Genomic DNA, 15,408 nt, shown 5'->3' with positions numbered 1-15,408 from the left:
TCGTCACTTAACCCGCTGAGGGCTTTCACTGCAGTTATCCACCACGCGCCGTAACAGTTTGGCATGCGTTTCGGGATTTTTTGGCGTACTCCAGATGCAGGTAATGCAGTAATCCCCACATCGACACTCTGTCGAATTATCTGGGCAGTACATCTTGCCCCACGCATGGTGACCGCCAACGGCAATCTTCCAACCTCTTGCTTCTGCATATCGCAAAGCTCCTTCGACCGCTTTATGCGGATGCCGCTTCCTCTCTGACATCGCTGGCTACCTTATGCCCACCGCAATAAGTTGTCAACTGACAACCGCGAAGTGTTTCGGTACTATTTCAGCGGCGAATGCTGCAGAAAATAACCAGAACGGTCTCAACGCGCTTTGATTCAGTTTTGTGCTGGAAGACAGCGCACAAAATCAAGCGCACAGCGCCTAAAGTGCATATAGACTCTGTTGTTATCACTGACCTGACGGAGAAGAAGCATGTTTAACGTGGATGATTTTGTGCAGTCTAAGACCGGTGGCCCAAAGATGCAGGTGCTGCGCGTGGAAGGCGATATGCTGTGGTGCGCTCGCGTTGACGATCATATCAAGCGTGAAATTGAAGTCAGAGTCGATAGCGTGAATCTGTATCACGAAGACGGCGATTTCGGCGTCTGTTAAAAAAACGGCCCCAAACCGGGGCCACTTTTAGGGATTGTCTCGCTGCACATTATTCTGACCGATGCCGCCGATAAACGGCAGACGCAGCCTAAACGGTGTGAAATCCAGCCCCATGTTTAATCCCAGCAGATTCACTTCCAGCCCCTCTTCCGCGCCAACCGTCACACCCAACACGCCCAGCAGAGAAAGCTGCACGCCGCGACCTGAAGGCGGTAAACCTACCGGATTAAGCAGCGAGCGATAATCTTTGCCGAGCGCGTTAGCCGGTAGATCCAACTTCAACGCCGGAACCTCGCGGCCGATATGCGCCATAAAAGTATTGCTGTTGGGTCCCGGCCAGGCGTGATACGTGGTCGGCCAGGGATAGGATTTAATGGCCGCTTCGATCTGCGGAATCATCGCTTCTGCGCTACTGCCGCGATGGTCAACCAGCAGACGCGGCTTCGCACCGTACCAATAACCATCGGGAAGATTGCTGTTACGACGCACTTTATCGCCGCTGCCCCAGCTAATCACTTCGTAACGGTTATAGCGGGTTTCACCGGCGCGCTTGAAGATAATCCACGGATGTACCGCCACCGCGCCCTTCCAGCCATAAGTCGGCGCAGCATAAACCTGCACGATAGCTTCTGCCGCATAACGCTGCGGATCCGGTGCGATACCGGCCGAATCGCGCCTTGCGGATGCCCAGCCACCGCGTTCAGAGGTGAGCTCACCGCTTCGCGTTGCCTGCGCCAAGCTCGCGCCTAATGAAAGCAAGATGATGCAAAGAAAAGAGATCAGTACGGCTTTGAAAGGCAACATCGACGGCATCCTGATGAGTAAAAATTACTCGCTATCTTGCATCGAAATGGGGGGGGTTGTATTCACGAACTATTCGATGAAGCGAAAAAGCGGCATGCCTAACAGAAGTAAATTGCTTGTACAAAATTTGATTGTCTTACTGTCATTTATAAAAGACAATCTGCTAAGGATTCAGTGCTTGCGAGGACGCTATGCTGTACACGACTCAACGTTATCAGGACGCTACCGGTAAAGTCCCCTACACTGAGTGGATCAAAAGGTTACGTAAAAAAGATCCTCGTGCTGCAGCAAAAATTGATATCCGCATTGACCGCGCAGAAAGCGGCAATTTTGGCGATCATAAGTTTGAATTGGATGGTGTTTGGGAGCTTAGAATTGATTATGGCCCCGGTTATCGTGTCTATTACGCCCTTGATGGTGAAAGAATAATTTTACTCCTCGTTGGTGGAGATAAATCCACTCAAGCAAGCGACTTAATGAAAGCTGTAAAATTTTGGCGGGATTATCAAAAGAGGTAAGAATATGACTATCATCATTCAGTCTGCTAAAAAGAAAAAAGCAATAAACCACGATGATGCGATGGTAGCAGAGCTGCGCGAAAATCCTGAATATGCACAAATTTATCTGCAGACCGCTCTCGAAGATATTTATGAAGAAGGGGGTATTGCAGCCTTCCTCATCGCCTTACGCCGTGTTGTTGAAGCGCGTGGTGGGATCAGTGAAATATCAAAAAAATCAGGGCTGTCACGTCAACAACTGTATAAAACGCTATCTGAAAACGGCAATCCTACATTGACGACTCTTACGGAGATCACGCGTGCAGCAGGTGTGCGTCTTATTCCACAACACTAAACAGCAGAAGTCATAAAAAAGCCCGCAATTAAGCGGGCTTCGTTTTTACGCAGTGATCAAAGCAGGATTTATTCCCACTCAATCGTCGCAGGTGGTTTACCTGAAATATCATAAACCACGCGGGAAATGCCGTTAACTTCGTTGATGATGCGGTTAGAGACGCGGCCGAGGAAATCGTACGGCAGGTGCGCCCAGTGCGCTGTCATGAAGTCGATGGTTTCCACCGCACGCAGTGAAACTACCCAATCATATTTACGACCATCACCCATCACGCCAACAGAACGTACTGGCAGGAACACGGTGAACGCCTGGCTGACTTTGTTGTACAGGTCAGCTTTATGCAGCTCTTCGATGAAGATAGCGTCTGCACGGCGCAGCAGGTCGCAGTACTCTTTCTTCACTTCGCCCAGCACGCGCACGCCCAAACCTGGACCTGGGAACGGATGACGATACAGCATGTCGTACGGCAGGCCGAGTTCCAGACCGATTTTACGCACTTCGTCTTTGAACAGCTCTTTCAGCGGCTCAACCAGGCCCATCTTCATCTCTTTCGGCAAACCGCCCACGTTGTGGTGCGATTTGATCACGTGCGCTTTACCGGTGGCAGAAGCCGCCGATTCGATCACGTCAGGATAGATGGTACCTTGTGCCAGCCACTTCACGTCTTCCAGACGCAGCGCCTGCTCGTCAAACACCTCTACGAATACGCGGCCGATGATTTTACGTTTGGCTTCGGGATCGTTCTCGCCCGCCAGCGCATCAAGGAAGCGCGCTTCTGCCGCAACGTGCACGATGTTCAGACCGAAGTGGTCACCGAACATTTCCAGCACCTGCTCAGCTTCATTCAGACGCAGCAGGCCGTTATCCACGAACACGCAGGTCAGACGCTCGCCGATGGCGCGATGCAGCAGCATCGCGGTCACAGAAGAGTCCACGCCGCCAGACAGACCGAGAATCACTTTGTCATCGCCAACCTGCTGACGAATACGCTCAACCGCATCTTCGATGATTTTGGCTGGCGTCCACAGCGCTTCACAGCCGCAGATGTCACGAATGAAACGCTCAAGCATACGCAGGCCCTGACGCGTGTGCGTCACTTCCGGGTGGAACTGCACGCCGTAGAATTTCTTCTCTTCGTTAGCCATGATGGCAAACGGACAGGTTTCGGTGCTGGCAACGGTTTCGAAACCGGCTGGGATGGCGGTGACTTTGTCGCCGTGGCTCATCCAAACGTCCAGCAGCGGTTTACCTGCTGCGCTAATCGCATCTTCGATGTCACGCACCAGCGCGCTCTGAGTCAGCACTTCAACCTGCGCATAACCAAATTCGCGCTCGTTAGAGCCTTCAACCTTGCCGCCCAACTGCATCGCCATGGTCTGCATGCCGTAGCAGACGCCCAACACTGGCACACCCGCGTTAAACACGTATTCCGGCGCACGCGGGCTGTTCAGCTCGGTGGTGCTCTCCGGACCGCCAGAGAGAATGATGCCGTTCGGGTTAAACTGGCGAATTTGCTCTTCGGTGACATCCCACGCCCAGAGTTCGCAGTAAACACCCAGCTCGCGCACGCGGCGCGCAACCAGCTGCGTATACTGAGAACCAAAATCGAGGATCAAAATGCGATGTTTATGAATATTTTCAGTCGTCATTGAGGCGTTTCCATTGGGATGGACTTAATAATAAAAGCGCCCGGCGGGTGCCGGGCGCTAAATTTTACGGGATTATGAACCCATGCGGTAGTTTGGTGACTCTTTGGTGATGGTCACGTCATGCACGTGGCTTTCATTGATGCCCGCGCCGCTGATACGCACGAACTCCGCTTTGGTGCGCAGATCGTCAATGGTCGGGCAACCGGTCAGGCCCATGCAAGAGCGCAAGCCGCCCATCTGCTGGTGCACGATCTCTTTCAGGCGACCTTTGTAGGCAACGCGGCCTTCGATACCTTCCGGTACCAGTTTGTCAGCGGCGTTATCGCTCTGGAAGTAACGGTCTGAAGAGCCTTTAGACATCGCGCCCAATGAACCCATACCGCGATAAGACTTGAACGAACGGCCTTGATAAAGCTCGATTTCGCCCGGAGACTCTTCGGTACCGGCCAGCATTGAGCCAACCATAACGGCCGCTGCGCCTGCTGCAATCGCTTTTGCGATGTCGCCAGAGAAGCGGATACCGCCATCAGCGATAACCGGAATGCCGGTGCCTTCCAGCGCGGCAACCGCATCAGAAACCGCGGTGATCTGTGGAACACCAACGCCGGTCACGATACGCGTGGTACAGATTGAGCCAGGACCGATACCCACTTTCACCGCGCTCACGCCGGCCTGCGCCAGCGCCAATGCGCCTGCGCCGGTGGCAACGTTGCCGCCGATGATTTCCAGGTTCGGGTATTTTGCACGGGTTTCACGAATACGCTGCAGCACGCCTTCAGAGTGACCGTGTGATGAGTCAATCAGCAGCACGTCAACACCGGCAGCAACCAGCGCATCAACGCGCTCTTCATTGCCCGCACCGGCACCAACAGCAGCGCCTACGCGCAGACGGCCTTCCGCATCTTTACACGCGTTAGGTTTACGTTCGGCTTTTTGGAAGTCTTTAACGGTGATCATGCCCAGCAGGTGGAAGCTGTCATCAACAACCAGCGCTTTCTCAACACGTTTTTCATGCATTTTGTGCAGCACAACTTCGCGTGCTTCACCCTCTTTCACCGTTACCAGGCGCTCTTTCGGGGTCATCACCGCGGAAACCGGTAAGGTCAGGTCGGTAACAAAACGCACGTCACGGCCCGTGATGATGCCTACCAGCTCGTTGTCGGTGTTCACGACCGGGTAGCCGGCGAAGCCGTTACGTTCGGTCAGCTCTTTCACCGCCGCCAGCGCGGTGGTTGGCAGCACGGTTTGCGGATCGGTAACGACGCCGCTTTCGTGTTTTTTCACCTTACGAACTTCATCCGCCTGGCGCTCAATTGACATGTTTTTGTGAATAAAGCCTAAACCACCTTCCTGCGCCAGCGCAATTGCCAGACCGGCTTCGGTCACGGTGTCCATTGCAGCGGAGAGCATGGGGATGTTCAGACGGATGTTTTTCGTCAGTTGAGTGCTGAGATCAGCGGTGTTCGGTAAGACAGTGGAGTGAGCGGGAACGAGCAGAACGTCGTCAAATGTGAGGGCTTCTTTAGCGATTCTTAACATTGCAATATCTCCACCTGGGGGCGATTAAAACAGATAAAATATTGCCGCGGCATTATACAGGCCGAAACCGATTGCCTCCAGTGTTTTTTCAGAAAATGTCTTGATCCTCGGGGCAAGCAATGTAGTATCAGTTGATTAACCCTCTGATTTAAAATTTGATCTACATCACATGTCGCTACCGCCAACCGCCAATATTTTTACCGTCAGCCGCCTGAACACCACGGTGCGCCAACTGCTGGAAAATGAGATGGGCCTGGTGTGGCTCAGCGCTGAAATTTCAAATTTCACTCAGCCCTCTTCCGGTCATTGGTACTTCACGTTGAAGGATGATGGCGCACAAGTGCGCTGCGCGATGTTCCGCAACAGCAATCGTCGCGTCACCTTCCGTCCTCAACATGGCCAGCAGGTGTTAGTGCGCGCCAGCATCACGCTGTATGAGCCGCGCGGCGATTATCAGCTGATTATCGAAAGCATGCATCCGGCCGGTGAAGGCTTGCTGCAGCAGCAATTTGAACAGCTGAAAGCGCGTTTGGCTGCAGAAGGCTTATTCAATCAACAGTTCAAACAGTCGCTGCCGGATCCGGCGCGTCAGGTGGGCGTGATTACCTCCGCCACCGGCGCGGCGCTGCACGACGTGCTGCGGGTGCTGCAGCGACGCGATCCTTCACTGCCAGTGATTATCTATCCTACCGCGGTGCAAGGCGTGGATGCGCCAGCAGGCATTGTGCGTGCCATTGAGCTGGCCAACCAGCGCGATGAGTGTGACGTGTTGATTGTCGGTCGTGGCGGCGGTTCGCTGGAAGATTTGTGGAGCTTCAATGACGAGCGCGTGGCGCGGGCGATTTTTGCCAGCCGCCTGCCGATTGTCAGCGCCGTTGGGCATGAAACCGATGTCACCATCGCTGACTTCGTAGCGGATTTACGTGCGCCGACGCCGTCTGCTGCGGCAGAACTGGTGAGCCGTAATCAGCTTGAGCTGTTGCGCCGTTTGCAGTCGCAGCAGCAGCGCATGGAGATGGCGATGGATTTCTATCTTGCACAGCAGCAGCGTCGCTTCACGCGCGTTAAGCACCGCTTACAGCAGCAGCATCCGCAGCTGCGTCTGGCACGCCAGCAAACCGCGCTCTTCCAGCTGCAGCGTCGTCTCGGTGAAGCGATGGACCAGCGTATGCGTGTGGCCAATCGTCAGCAGGATCGCCTGCTGCAGCGCCTTAACGCCCAGCAGCCGCAGGGACGTATTCTGCGCGCTCAGCAGCAGCTCCAGCAGTGGCACTATCGCTTACGGCAGGGCATGGAAAAGCAGCTCAATCACAATCGTCAGCGCTTTGGCACGCTGGCGGCACAGCTGGAAGGCGTAAGCCCGCTGGCGACGCTGGCGCGTGGCTTTAGCGTAACCACCGACACTCAAGGTCAGGTGGTGAAGAAAACCCAGCAGCTCAGCAAAGGCGACTTGCTACGCACCCGACTCGACGATGGCTGGGTGGAAAGCCAGGTTACCGCCCTCGAACCGCAGAAATCCCGGAGTCGCAAAGCACGTTCATAGTATGAAAACTATACTTTCTGGCACATTCGTAAAAGAGCCAGGGAGATTGGTATGTCTTACAGCGTTATTCCTCCTTACATTCTGCGCAATATCATTGATAACTGCTCCGGCGCGCAGCAAGACTACGCGCGCCGCACCCTCACCCACGTCCAACACTTGATGGGCGAACATAACGTTAAACCGGCAGGTACCGCCACAGCGCAACGAGGCACGGTGCTGCGTGCTATTTACGACGCCAAAGGGACGCAAAATCTGCCCGGCACTTTGGTGCGCGAAGAAGGCCAGCCGGGAAATGGCGATGTTGCAGCCGAAGAAGCCTGGAACTATCTCGGCATTACCTACGATTTCTTCTGGAAAACCTACCAACGCAACTCGCTGGACAATAAAGGCCTCAAGCTCGATGGTACCGTGCATTACGGCAAGGAGTATCAGAACGCCTTCTGGAACGGGCAGCAGATGGTGTTTGGTGACGGCGACGGCGAGATTTTCAATCGCTTCACCATCGCGCTGGATGTAGTGGCGCACGAGCTGACGCACGGCGTGACGGAAACCGAAGCGGGATTGATCTATTTCCAGCAGGCAGGCGCGCTGAACGAATCGATGTCTGACGTGTTTGGCTCGCTGGTGAAGCAATTCCACCTCAAGCAGAGCGCCGATCAGGCTGACTGGATCATCGGCGAAGGTTTGCTGGCACAGGGCATCAATGGGCGCGGATTGCGCTCGATGTCGTCACCGGGAACGGCCTACGATGATCCGGTGCTGGGTAAAGATCCGCAACCGGCCGATATGGCGCACTATATCGAAACGCGTGACGACAACGGCGGCGTGCACCTCAATTCCGGCATTCCCAATCGCGCTTTTTACCTCGCCGCTAAAGCGCTGGGCGGCTTTGCGTGGGAACAGGCCGGTCAAGCCTGGTACGACACGCTGTGCGACAAAACGCTGCCACAGGATGCCGATTTCAGCACCTTTGCGCGCTTTACCGTGCAGCACGCGAAACAGCGGTTCAACAACTCAGTGGCGGAGAAGATCCAATCCGCCTGGCAGCAGGTAGGCGTAACATGGACATCCAACTGACCGATGACGCAATCATCGAGCTAGCGCGGGAAGGCGGAATCGCTTTTATCCCTAAACTGCGCGGCGAACGGCGCTTTGCGCTGGCGGAACTGCCGGAACCGCAAAAGCAGCGCGTCTGCGAAGTACTGGAACAGGCAATGCCGTTGGGGGAAACGGAAGATCAGGCGGCAAATGTCGGTCGTGGCGATCAGCGCTACTTCCGCATTCAAATCACCTACGCCACCCATCGCGAAGCGGGAAATTTCGTGATTTTAATTCCCGAACAACTGGCGCCCCCCGAGCTGCAATCGCTGTGGCGAGACGGTGAATAGGTTATCGGAGGTCTCTCAAGGCAGAGCGTAACTGATTGACTATACTCATTATGTGGCTAGCTAGTCCACGTCGAAGAAAACACCCTTAGATGAGGTCTCTGCTATGACACAAAAAAAGCAACGAGGTGGTGCCGGGAACTTTGCAGAGGACCCGGAGCGCGCCAGGGAAGCCGGTAGCGCTGGCGGCAAAGTCAGTGGGGGTAATTTCAGAAACGATCCTGAAAGAGCCAGGGAAGCTGGAAGAAAAGGAGGTCAAAAAAGCCGTCGCCCTTCTAAGCAGCAGTAATTAAGGTGCCTTAAAGGAAGAGATGTGCCACGGAGGGTGATAAAAAAAAGGCCGACATCATGATGTCGGCCTTTCTCCATTTTTAACTTACTTGCTGTCTGGCAGCGCGTAAGCAATCACGTAATCACCACGGTCTGGCGACTGACGTGCACCGCCTGCGGAGATCAGGATGTACTGTTTGCCGGTTTTCGGCGAAACGTAGCTGATTGGACCGCCCTGGCTGCCGACTGGCAGACGTGCTTTCCACACTTCTTTACCGGTTGAGCTATCGAAAGCGCGCAGATAGTAATCCTGCGTACCCGCGATGAACACCAGGCCACCCTGCGTTGCCAGCGTGCCGCCTAAGGTCGGCATACCAATTGGCATTTTCGCGCGCATTTTGATACCAAACGGACCGGTATCTTCTACCGTACCCACCGGCACCTGCCACACAATCTGACGGGTTTTCATATCAATCGCTGACAGCGTACCGAACGGCGGAGCCTGGCACGGAATGCCCAGCGGCGACATGAAGCGGTTTTTGTTCACCGCGTACGGTGTACCTTTCAGCGGAACCGCACCCATACCGGTGTTGATGGCTTCACCGCCGTTGCTGGCCGCCGTTTTGCTGGTGTCTTGTGGGATCATCTGTACCCACAGGCCCAGACGCATGTCGTTAACGAACATGTACTGGTTGTTCGGGTCAAACGAGATACCGCCCCAGTTCATACCACCCAGTGAACCTGGGAAGCTGAGGGATTTATCGGTATCCGGCACGGTGAACAGACCATCGTAACGCATGCCTTTAAAGGCAATACGGCACGCCAGCTGATCAAACGGTGTTGCCCCCCACATATCCGATTCCGTCATTTTCTGGTTGCCGATATTTGGCATTTCCACAGAGTGCGGCTGAGTTTTGGTGTACTGCTCGTTCGGGATGTGACCCTGCGGCATCGGCAGCTCTTCAACTTTGGTCAAAGGCTTGCCGGTCAGGCGATCCAGCACCCAGATCATGCCGGTTTTCGCACCGATAACTACGGCTGGCTTGTTGGTGCCATCCTTCATCGGGAAGTCTACCAGGCTCGGCTGCATTGGCAGGTCGAAGTCCCACAGATCGTTATGCACGGTCTGATAAACCCACTTCTGCTTACCGGTGGTGGCATCCAGCGCCAGGATTGATGCGCCGTAAGTGTGATCCAGTTTGGTACGGTTCGCACCCCACAGATCCACTGACGAGCTACCCATCGGCAGGAACACGGTGTTCATTGCCGGATCGTAAGACATTGGCGCCCACGAGTTTGGCGTACTGCGGGTGTAATTTTTACCCGGCATCAGCACCGCATTTGGGTCGTCATTGCCTGGGTCAAACGCCCAACGCATCTGACCGGTGATGACGTCAAAACCACGCAGCACGCCGCCAGGCATGTCGGTCTGTACGTTATCGGCGACACGACCACCCACAACAACAGTGGTACCGGCCATCGCTGGCGGTGACGTCAACTGATATTGCGGATCTGGCGCACTGCCCAGACCGGTTTTCAGGTCAACCACACCGTGCGTACCGAAGGTGTCGCACAGCTCACCGTTGTCGGCGTTGATAGCAATCAGACGCGCATCAATGGTGTTCATCAGAATACGACGCTGACAGGTATCGCCAGCAGGCAGCACAGCGGCAGTAACCGGCGTTGAACCCGGCTCGGTTGGCTGCTGCAGGGGTTTAGTCGCATCGAAATAGGCTAAGCCACGGCAGCGGTTCCACACTTCTGCCTGCGCGTTGATTTCGCGTTTCCAGATTTCCTTACCGCTGTCTGCGGCAACCGCAATCACATTGTTATGCGGGGTACACAGGAACAGCGTGTTGCCCACCTGCAGCGGGGTTTGCTGATCTTCCGCACCGTTACCGGTTGGGCTGATTGGCGTATCGCCAGTGTGGAAAGTCCAGGCAACCTGCAGGTCTTTCACGTTGTCGCGGGTAATCTGATCGATGGCAGCGAAGCGGTCGCCACCCGGCGTACGGCCGTAGCTGCTCCAGTCTTGCTGAGGTTTTGATTTATCGACCGGAATCAGCGGCAGCTGTTTACCGTCAAATGCCACGGTAGGATGCGGCTGGAACATCTGCACGAAAGTCGCCACCATGCCCACCACGATCACCGCAGAGAGCACATAAGAAACTTTCGCCAGAGAGTTTTTGCCTTCGCTTTTACGCAGGGCTGGCCAGGTGAGGAATGCAAACAGCATCAAGCCAGCCGGCACCATCAAGCGCGAGACCAGCGGCCAGAAATGCAGGCCTGCATCAAACAGTGACCAAATCAACGTGCCAGCAAACACCAGAATAAACAGGGTGACGGCGGATGATTTGCGACGGAAGAACTGAATGGCCGACAGCAGCATGACGATACCGGCGATGAGGAAGTACCAGCTGCCGCCCAGCGCGACCAGCTTGCCGCCGCCGATTGCGAAGAACAAGCCGATTGCCAGCAAGACCAGGCCAAACAGTACGGACCAGATGCTCAGCCCTTTGCCGGGACGAGCGGAATTTTCTGCCATAACAAAAACTCTCCTGAAAAAATAAAGCGCTGGCGCCGATAAATCTGTGGCAGCCGATGACAAGGCCCCAGCCGAAGCGGGAGACAGGAACTATTCCGTTACGCTTTATTTTATATCTATTGGTACGGGTGCAATGCCCGTGATTCGGCGCTTGTGAGCGAGGACACAACGCAGGTGAGAGTGATTCTCGCGACAAGGCGGCAGGATTGTACCACCTGGTACAATAAAAAGTGAATATCCATAACGCGGCAGTCACTGGTTAATAGCATTTTTGCTACAAATCCAGGCGTAACTTGTTAATAAATATAGGCGTGAAAGCCGGAGTTTTTAATCTGCGGTGAAGGCAGGCGTAAATTCGACGCGCTTTTTCGAGATCAAACCGTCGCCGTGCTGACAAAAGTAATCGACAGCGCCGCAGGCTTTCAGCACTTGTAACGGCTGATGGCAATCCGGGCATAAGGCGATACGATCGAAATGACGTTCACAGTTGGGGCAGTCAAAACCGGTTTCACTGAGAGTGAGTAATTGCTGACAGGCTGGGCAGGAAAAATTCATCAATTGTCCTCTGCGCTTTGGATGGCGGTCGCCATGAATGGCGACCCTACGAGTTACAGGTGCATAAAAAAAGGGCCCTGATGGGCCCTTCTCATCTTAACGCTTGTTCTTCTTAAGATGCGACATCAGACGCTGACGTTTACGCTGCTGCGTTGGCGTCAACAGGTTGCGTTTGCCCGCGTACGGGTTATCGCCCTCTTTGAACTGAATGCGAATCGGCGTACCCATAACGTTGAGTGAACGACGGAAGTAGTTCATCAGATAACGCTTGTAGGAATCGGCCAGATCTTTCACCTGGTTGCCGTGAATCACCACGATTGGCGGGTTATAACCACCGGCGTGCGCATACTTCAGCTTCACGCGGCGACCCCGTACCAACGGCGGTTGGTGATCGTCGGCGGCCATAGTCATGATGCGCGTCAGCATTGCGGTGCCCACACGCTTGGTGGAGCAGTCGTACGCTTCGGTCACCGATTCGAACAGGTTGCCGACGCCGCTGCCGTGCAGGGCGGAAATAAAGTGGATGCGCGCAAAATCGATAAAGCCCAGGCGGAAGTCCAACATCTCTTTGACTTCATCTCTGGCTTCCTGCGTCATGCCATCCCACTTGTTGACCACGATCACCAGTGAGCGCCCACTGTTCAGGATAAAGCCGAGCAGCGAGAGATCCTGATCGGAGATTCCGGCACGCGCATCAATCACCAGCATTACCACGTTAGCATCTTCGATAGCTTGCAACGTTTTGATAACTGAGAATTTTTCGACGGTTTCGGTGATTTTACCGCGCTTACGTACGCCAGCGGTATCAATCAGGACATACTCACGTCCGTCACGTTCCATCGGAATATAGATGCTGTCGCGCGTGGTGCCCGGCATGTCGAAGACCACGACACGGTCTTCGCCAAGAATGCGGTTAGTTAGCGTTGACTTACCCACGTTCGGGCGGCCAACGATAGCGAGTTTGATTGGCAGTGTGGTTGGGTCGAAATCTTCTTCTTCCTCTTCCTCCAGCGCCTTCTCACTCTCTTCTTCTAAATCGGCCCAATAAGCAGCGTTCTCTTCTTCTTCAGTGAGCTCGACTTCTGGAACGATTTCTTCCATCCACGGCAACAGTGCGGTTTCCAGCAGGCTGTTAACGCCGCGGCCATGCGAAGCTGCAATGGCGTGAATCTCGCCTAAGCCCAGCGCATAGAAATCCAGCACCGCCGCTTCCGGGTCGATACCGTCAGTTTTGTTGGCGACAACAAAGGTGGCTTTCTCACGGGCACGCAGATGATTGGCGATTTGCTGATCCGCCGGCATTACGCCCGCGCGCGCATCCACCATAAACAGCACCACATCGGCTTCTTCAATCGCCAGCAGCGACTGCTCCGCCATGCGGTTTTCTACGCCCTCTTCGGTGCCATCAATACCGCCGGTATCAATAACAATGAATTCGCGCCCTTCCACTTCGGCGCGACCATATTTGCGATCGCGAGTCAGTCCAGGAAAATCCGCCACCAGCGCATCACGTGTGCGTGTTAAACGGTTAAATAGCGTAGATTTTCCCACATTGGGACGCCCAACCAGCGCGACCACAGGTACCATAACACTTGCCTCAGTTTTTAAAATAATTCGCCCGAATGGCGTGATTATAACGACATTTGACGCCAGGCGTCAGGCTGAAGGCGCAAAGAATACCATGCCTGACTAAAAACGAAACGGCCCCTGACGAATCAGGAGCCGTGTAAGCGAGCGGGAAACGCGTTCCCGCAGAGCCAAATCCTTAACGGGTGATGGCGTAAACTTCTCCGCCTTTCGCCTGGATCAGCAGCTTGTCACCGGCAACAACCGGTTCAGTCTGGAAGCCATCGCTGTCCAGTTTCTGCTGCGCCACGAAGCGGCCGTCAAGGGTGTTAATCCAGTGCAGATAACCTTCGCTATCACCGACAACCAGATAACCGTTGAACAGCACCGGCGAGGTCAGATTACGATGCAGCAGATCGCTTTGACGCCAGATGGCTACGCCACCGTCAGCATTCAGGGCAATCACGCGGTCATCCTGATCGACCAGATAGATACGACCCGCATCCACCACCATGTCTTTCACGCCGCCAATCTCACGTTTCCACAGCACCTGACCAGAACGCAGTTCCAGCGCGGTGAGGTTACCGTTATACGCCAGCGCATAAACCACACCGTTTACCACGACTGGCGTAGTATCGACGTCGCTCAGGCGATCGATTTCCGTGGCGCCGCTTGGCTGCGAAATACGCTGCTGCCAAATCAGCTGACCTTGATTGACGATGACTGCGCTCACGCGGCCGTTATCGCCACCCACAATTGCGCCACCAAAGGCCACGGTCGGGGCTGATTCACCGCGCAGTGACAGCGCAGGCATATCAAGGTTAACAGTCCATTTGATCACGCCAGTGCTCTGATCAAGGCCTTGCAACATACCGTTGCTGGTGTGAACTAGCACTAAACCGTCGCTCACCACCGGACGCGACAGCGCTTCACCGGCGACCTTGGTCTGCCAGGCAATGCCACCATCGCTGGTATTCAACGCAAATACCTGTCCACGTTCGCTACCGATGTAGATGCGGTCGCCGCTGGCGGTGACGCCGCCAGAGAGCAGTGCCGAGATGTTTTTCGAGAAGAAGCCGGTTTTCTCAGAGAGATCGACTTTCCATTTCTCTTTACCATTGCTGGCATCAAGCGCTTTAACCACACCAAAACGATCCGCAGCATACACGGTACCGTCCAGCCAGGCTGGATGCAGATTGGAATAGAAATCACCAACGCCGTCGCCAACCGAGGTGCTCCACGCGGTCTGCGGCGTAAACTGGTTTTCCACTTTAGGCAGCGGGGCCATTTTCACTACATCTTCTTCGCCGCTGAACAGCGAGCAACCGCTGAGCAGAGTGACTGAAATCAGCCCTGGCAGCAGGTATTTACGTAATTCCATGTGCGCTCTCTTGACTGGCTTAACTTAAGTTATTCATCTTCATCTGCAGCATTTGCTTCAGCGCAGGAGAGGCCTGCGATTCAACACCTTTGCTCCAGGCATCACGCGCGCCCTGCTTATCGCCTTTGCTCAGCAGTGCTTCGCCACGAATGTCCGCCACAATGGCTGTCCAGCCATCACCTTTAACATTGTTAAGGGTAGAAAGTGCGGCATCGGCCTGACTTTGCTGCAACTGAATGCGAGCCAGACGCAGGTTAATCACCGCCTGCAGGTTGGCATCTTTGGTATCTTTCAGCCCACTCTGTAACAGAGTGATAGCTTTATCGAGCTGATTGGTTTCAACATACTGCTTAGCCACATCCAACGAAGCCAACGCACCATAGGTGTTGTTGTTTTCGCTGGCGAAAGTGGCGACCGCTTCCAGCGAATCAGGCTTGTCCGCTTGCATCGCGCTGGTCAGCTGTTGATATTCTGCTGATGCCGCTTTATCGGTGCCTTCCTGATGACTGGACCAGAAACGCCAGCCACCCAGCGCAGCGATACCGATGATTACGCCAACGGCCAGAAATTTGCCATTGTTGGCAAAGAACTGACGCAGCGCGTCAACTTGTTCGTTTTCGTTGCTGTAAACTTCCACGCAATCCCTCTCTTTAAAATGGCTG

The 15,408-nt window shown here is 54.6% G+C and carries 16 protein-coding genes; 7 read left to right on the top strand and 9 right to left on the bottom strand.

Features of this window, described 5'->3' with window-relative positions:
- Positions 1-3: 3 nt before the first annotated feature.
- Positions 4-261, bottom strand: a complete 258-nt coding sequence (locus K5Y30_RS24860; protein WP_255606666.1) for a hypothetical protein — start codon at positions 259-261, stop codon at positions 4-6.
- A gap of 216 nt (positions 262-477) precedes the next feature.
- Between K5Y30_RS24860 and K5Y30_RS14220 the strand changes: the two genes are divergently transcribed.
- Positions 478-657 carry a DUF2158 domain-containing protein gene (locus K5Y30_RS14220; RefSeq protein WP_222211869.1) on the top strand — a complete coding sequence of 60 codons (180 nt, stop codon included), beginning with the start codon at positions 478-480 and terminating at the stop codon, positions 655-657.
- A gap of 27 nt (positions 658-684) precedes the next feature.
- Here K5Y30_RS14220 and K5Y30_RS14215 read toward each other — a convergent pair whose 3' ends face one another.
- Positions 685-1,461 carry a DUF3750 domain-containing protein gene (locus K5Y30_RS14215; protein ID WP_008108318.1) on the bottom strand — a complete coding sequence of 259 codons (777 nt, stop codon included), beginning with the start codon at positions 1,459-1,461 and terminating at the stop codon, positions 685-687.
- Positions 1,462-1,652: 191 nt separating this feature from the next.
- Between K5Y30_RS14215 and K5Y30_RS14210 the strand changes: the two genes are divergently transcribed.
- Together K5Y30_RS14210 and K5Y30_RS14205 are read left to right on the top strand one after the other, a co-directional pair.
- The gene (locus tag K5Y30_RS14210; RefSeq protein WP_222211867.1) at positions 1,653-1,979 is read left to right on the top strand and encodes a type II toxin-antitoxin system RelE/ParE family toxin; all 327 of its coding nucleotides are present in this window, start codon (positions 1,653-1,655) and stop codon (positions 1,977-1,979) included.
- Positions 1,980-1,983: 4 nt separating this feature from the next.
- Positions 1,984-2,313: an addiction module antidote protein gene (locus K5Y30_RS14205; protein ID WP_222184465.1), complete on the top strand. Its 330-nt coding sequence runs from the start codon at positions 1,984-1,986 to the stop codon at positions 2,311-2,313.
- 68 nt (positions 2,314-2,381) lie between these two features.
- On the opposite strand, the gene guaA is transcribed toward K5Y30_RS14205, so the two are convergent.
- Positions 2,382-3,962 (bottom strand): glutamine-hydrolyzing GMP synthase, encoded by a 1,581-nt coding sequence (guaA, locus tag K5Y30_RS14200; RefSeq protein WP_101763498.1) that lies wholly within the window; start codon positions 3,960-3,962, stop codon positions 2,382-2,384.
- 72 nt (positions 3,963-4,034) lie between these two features.
- Entirely contained in the window at positions 4,035-5,501 is a 1,467-nt protein-coding gene (gene guaB, locus K5Y30_RS14195) for an IMP dehydrogenase (RefSeq protein ID WP_222211865.1), read from the bottom strand.
- Between the two features lie 169 nt (positions 5,502-5,670).
- On the opposite strand from guaB, the gene xseA reads away from it, so the two are divergent.
- The 4 genes from xseA to K5Y30_RS14175 all read left to right on the top strand — a co-directional run bounded on the left by xseA (position 5,671) and on the right by K5Y30_RS14175 (position 8,718).
- Positions 5,671-7,044, top strand: coding sequence for an exodeoxyribonuclease VII large subunit (gene xseA, locus K5Y30_RS14190; protein WP_222211863.1), 1,374 nt, complete (start codon positions 5,671-5,673; stop codon positions 7,042-7,044).
- 51 nt (positions 7,045-7,095) lie between these two features.
- Positions 7,096-8,121: a M4 family metallopeptidase gene (locus K5Y30_RS14185; protein ID WP_222211861.1), complete on the top strand. Its 1,026-nt coding sequence runs from the start codon at positions 7,096-7,098 to the stop codon at positions 8,119-8,121.
- On the top strand, positions 8,106-8,432 hold the full coding sequence (locus K5Y30_RS14180; protein WP_222211859.1) for a protealysin inhibitor emfourin: 327 nt from the start codon (positions 8,106-8,108) through the stop codon (positions 8,430-8,432). The genes K5Y30_RS14185 and K5Y30_RS14180 overlap by 16 nt, the downstream gene beginning before the upstream one ends.
- Before the next feature lie 103 nt (positions 8,433-8,535).
- Positions 8,536-8,718: a general stress protein gene (locus K5Y30_RS14175; protein WP_045814915.1), complete on the top strand. Its 183-nt coding sequence runs from the start codon at positions 8,536-8,538 to the stop codon at positions 8,716-8,718.
- Positions 8,719-8,805: 87 nt separating this feature from the next.
- Here K5Y30_RS14175 and K5Y30_RS14170 read toward each other — a convergent pair whose 3' ends face one another.
- The 5 genes from K5Y30_RS14170 to K5Y30_RS14150 all read right to left on the bottom strand — a co-directional run bounded on the left by K5Y30_RS14170 (position 8,806) and on the right by K5Y30_RS14150 (position 15,383).
- Positions 8,806-11,244, bottom strand: a complete 2,439-nt coding sequence (locus K5Y30_RS14170; RefSeq protein ID WP_222211857.1) for a glucose/quinate/shikimate family membrane-bound PQQ-dependent dehydrogenase — start codon at positions 11,242-11,244, stop codon at positions 8,806-8,808.
- A 327-nt stretch (positions 11,245-11,571) separates the two neighbouring features.
- Positions 11,572-11,799, bottom strand: a complete 228-nt coding sequence (locus K5Y30_RS14165) for a zinc ribbon domain-containing protein (protein ID WP_222184457.1) — start codon at positions 11,797-11,799, stop codon at positions 11,572-11,574.
- A gap of 96 nt (positions 11,800-11,895) precedes the next feature.
- Positions 11,896-13,386 carry a ribosome biogenesis GTPase Der gene (gene der, locus K5Y30_RS14160; protein WP_101763491.1) on the bottom strand — a complete coding sequence of 497 codons (1,491 nt, stop codon included), beginning with the start codon at positions 13,384-13,386 and terminating at the stop codon, positions 11,896-11,898.
- 178 nt (positions 13,387-13,564) lie between these two features.
- Positions 13,565-14,746, bottom strand: a complete 1,182-nt coding sequence (gene bamB / locus K5Y30_RS14155) for an outer membrane protein assembly factor BamB (protein WP_110866466.1) — start codon at positions 14,744-14,746, stop codon at positions 13,565-13,567.
- A gap of 19 nt (positions 14,747-14,765) precedes the next feature.
- Positions 14,766-15,383 (bottom strand): YfgM family protein, encoded by a 618-nt coding sequence (locus tag K5Y30_RS14150; protein WP_222211855.1) that lies wholly within the window; start codon positions 15,381-15,383, stop codon positions 14,766-14,768.
- Positions 15,384-15,408: the final 25 nt, after the last annotated feature.

It is taken from the genome of Pantoea sp. DY-5, from assembly GCF_019795955.1.
In the GTDB taxonomy this organism is placed as follows: domain Bacteria; phylum Pseudomonadota; class Gammaproteobacteria; order Enterobacterales; family Enterobacteriaceae; genus Pantoea; species Pantoea leporis.
This window is presented reverse-complemented; position numbering and strand designations above follow the sequence as displayed.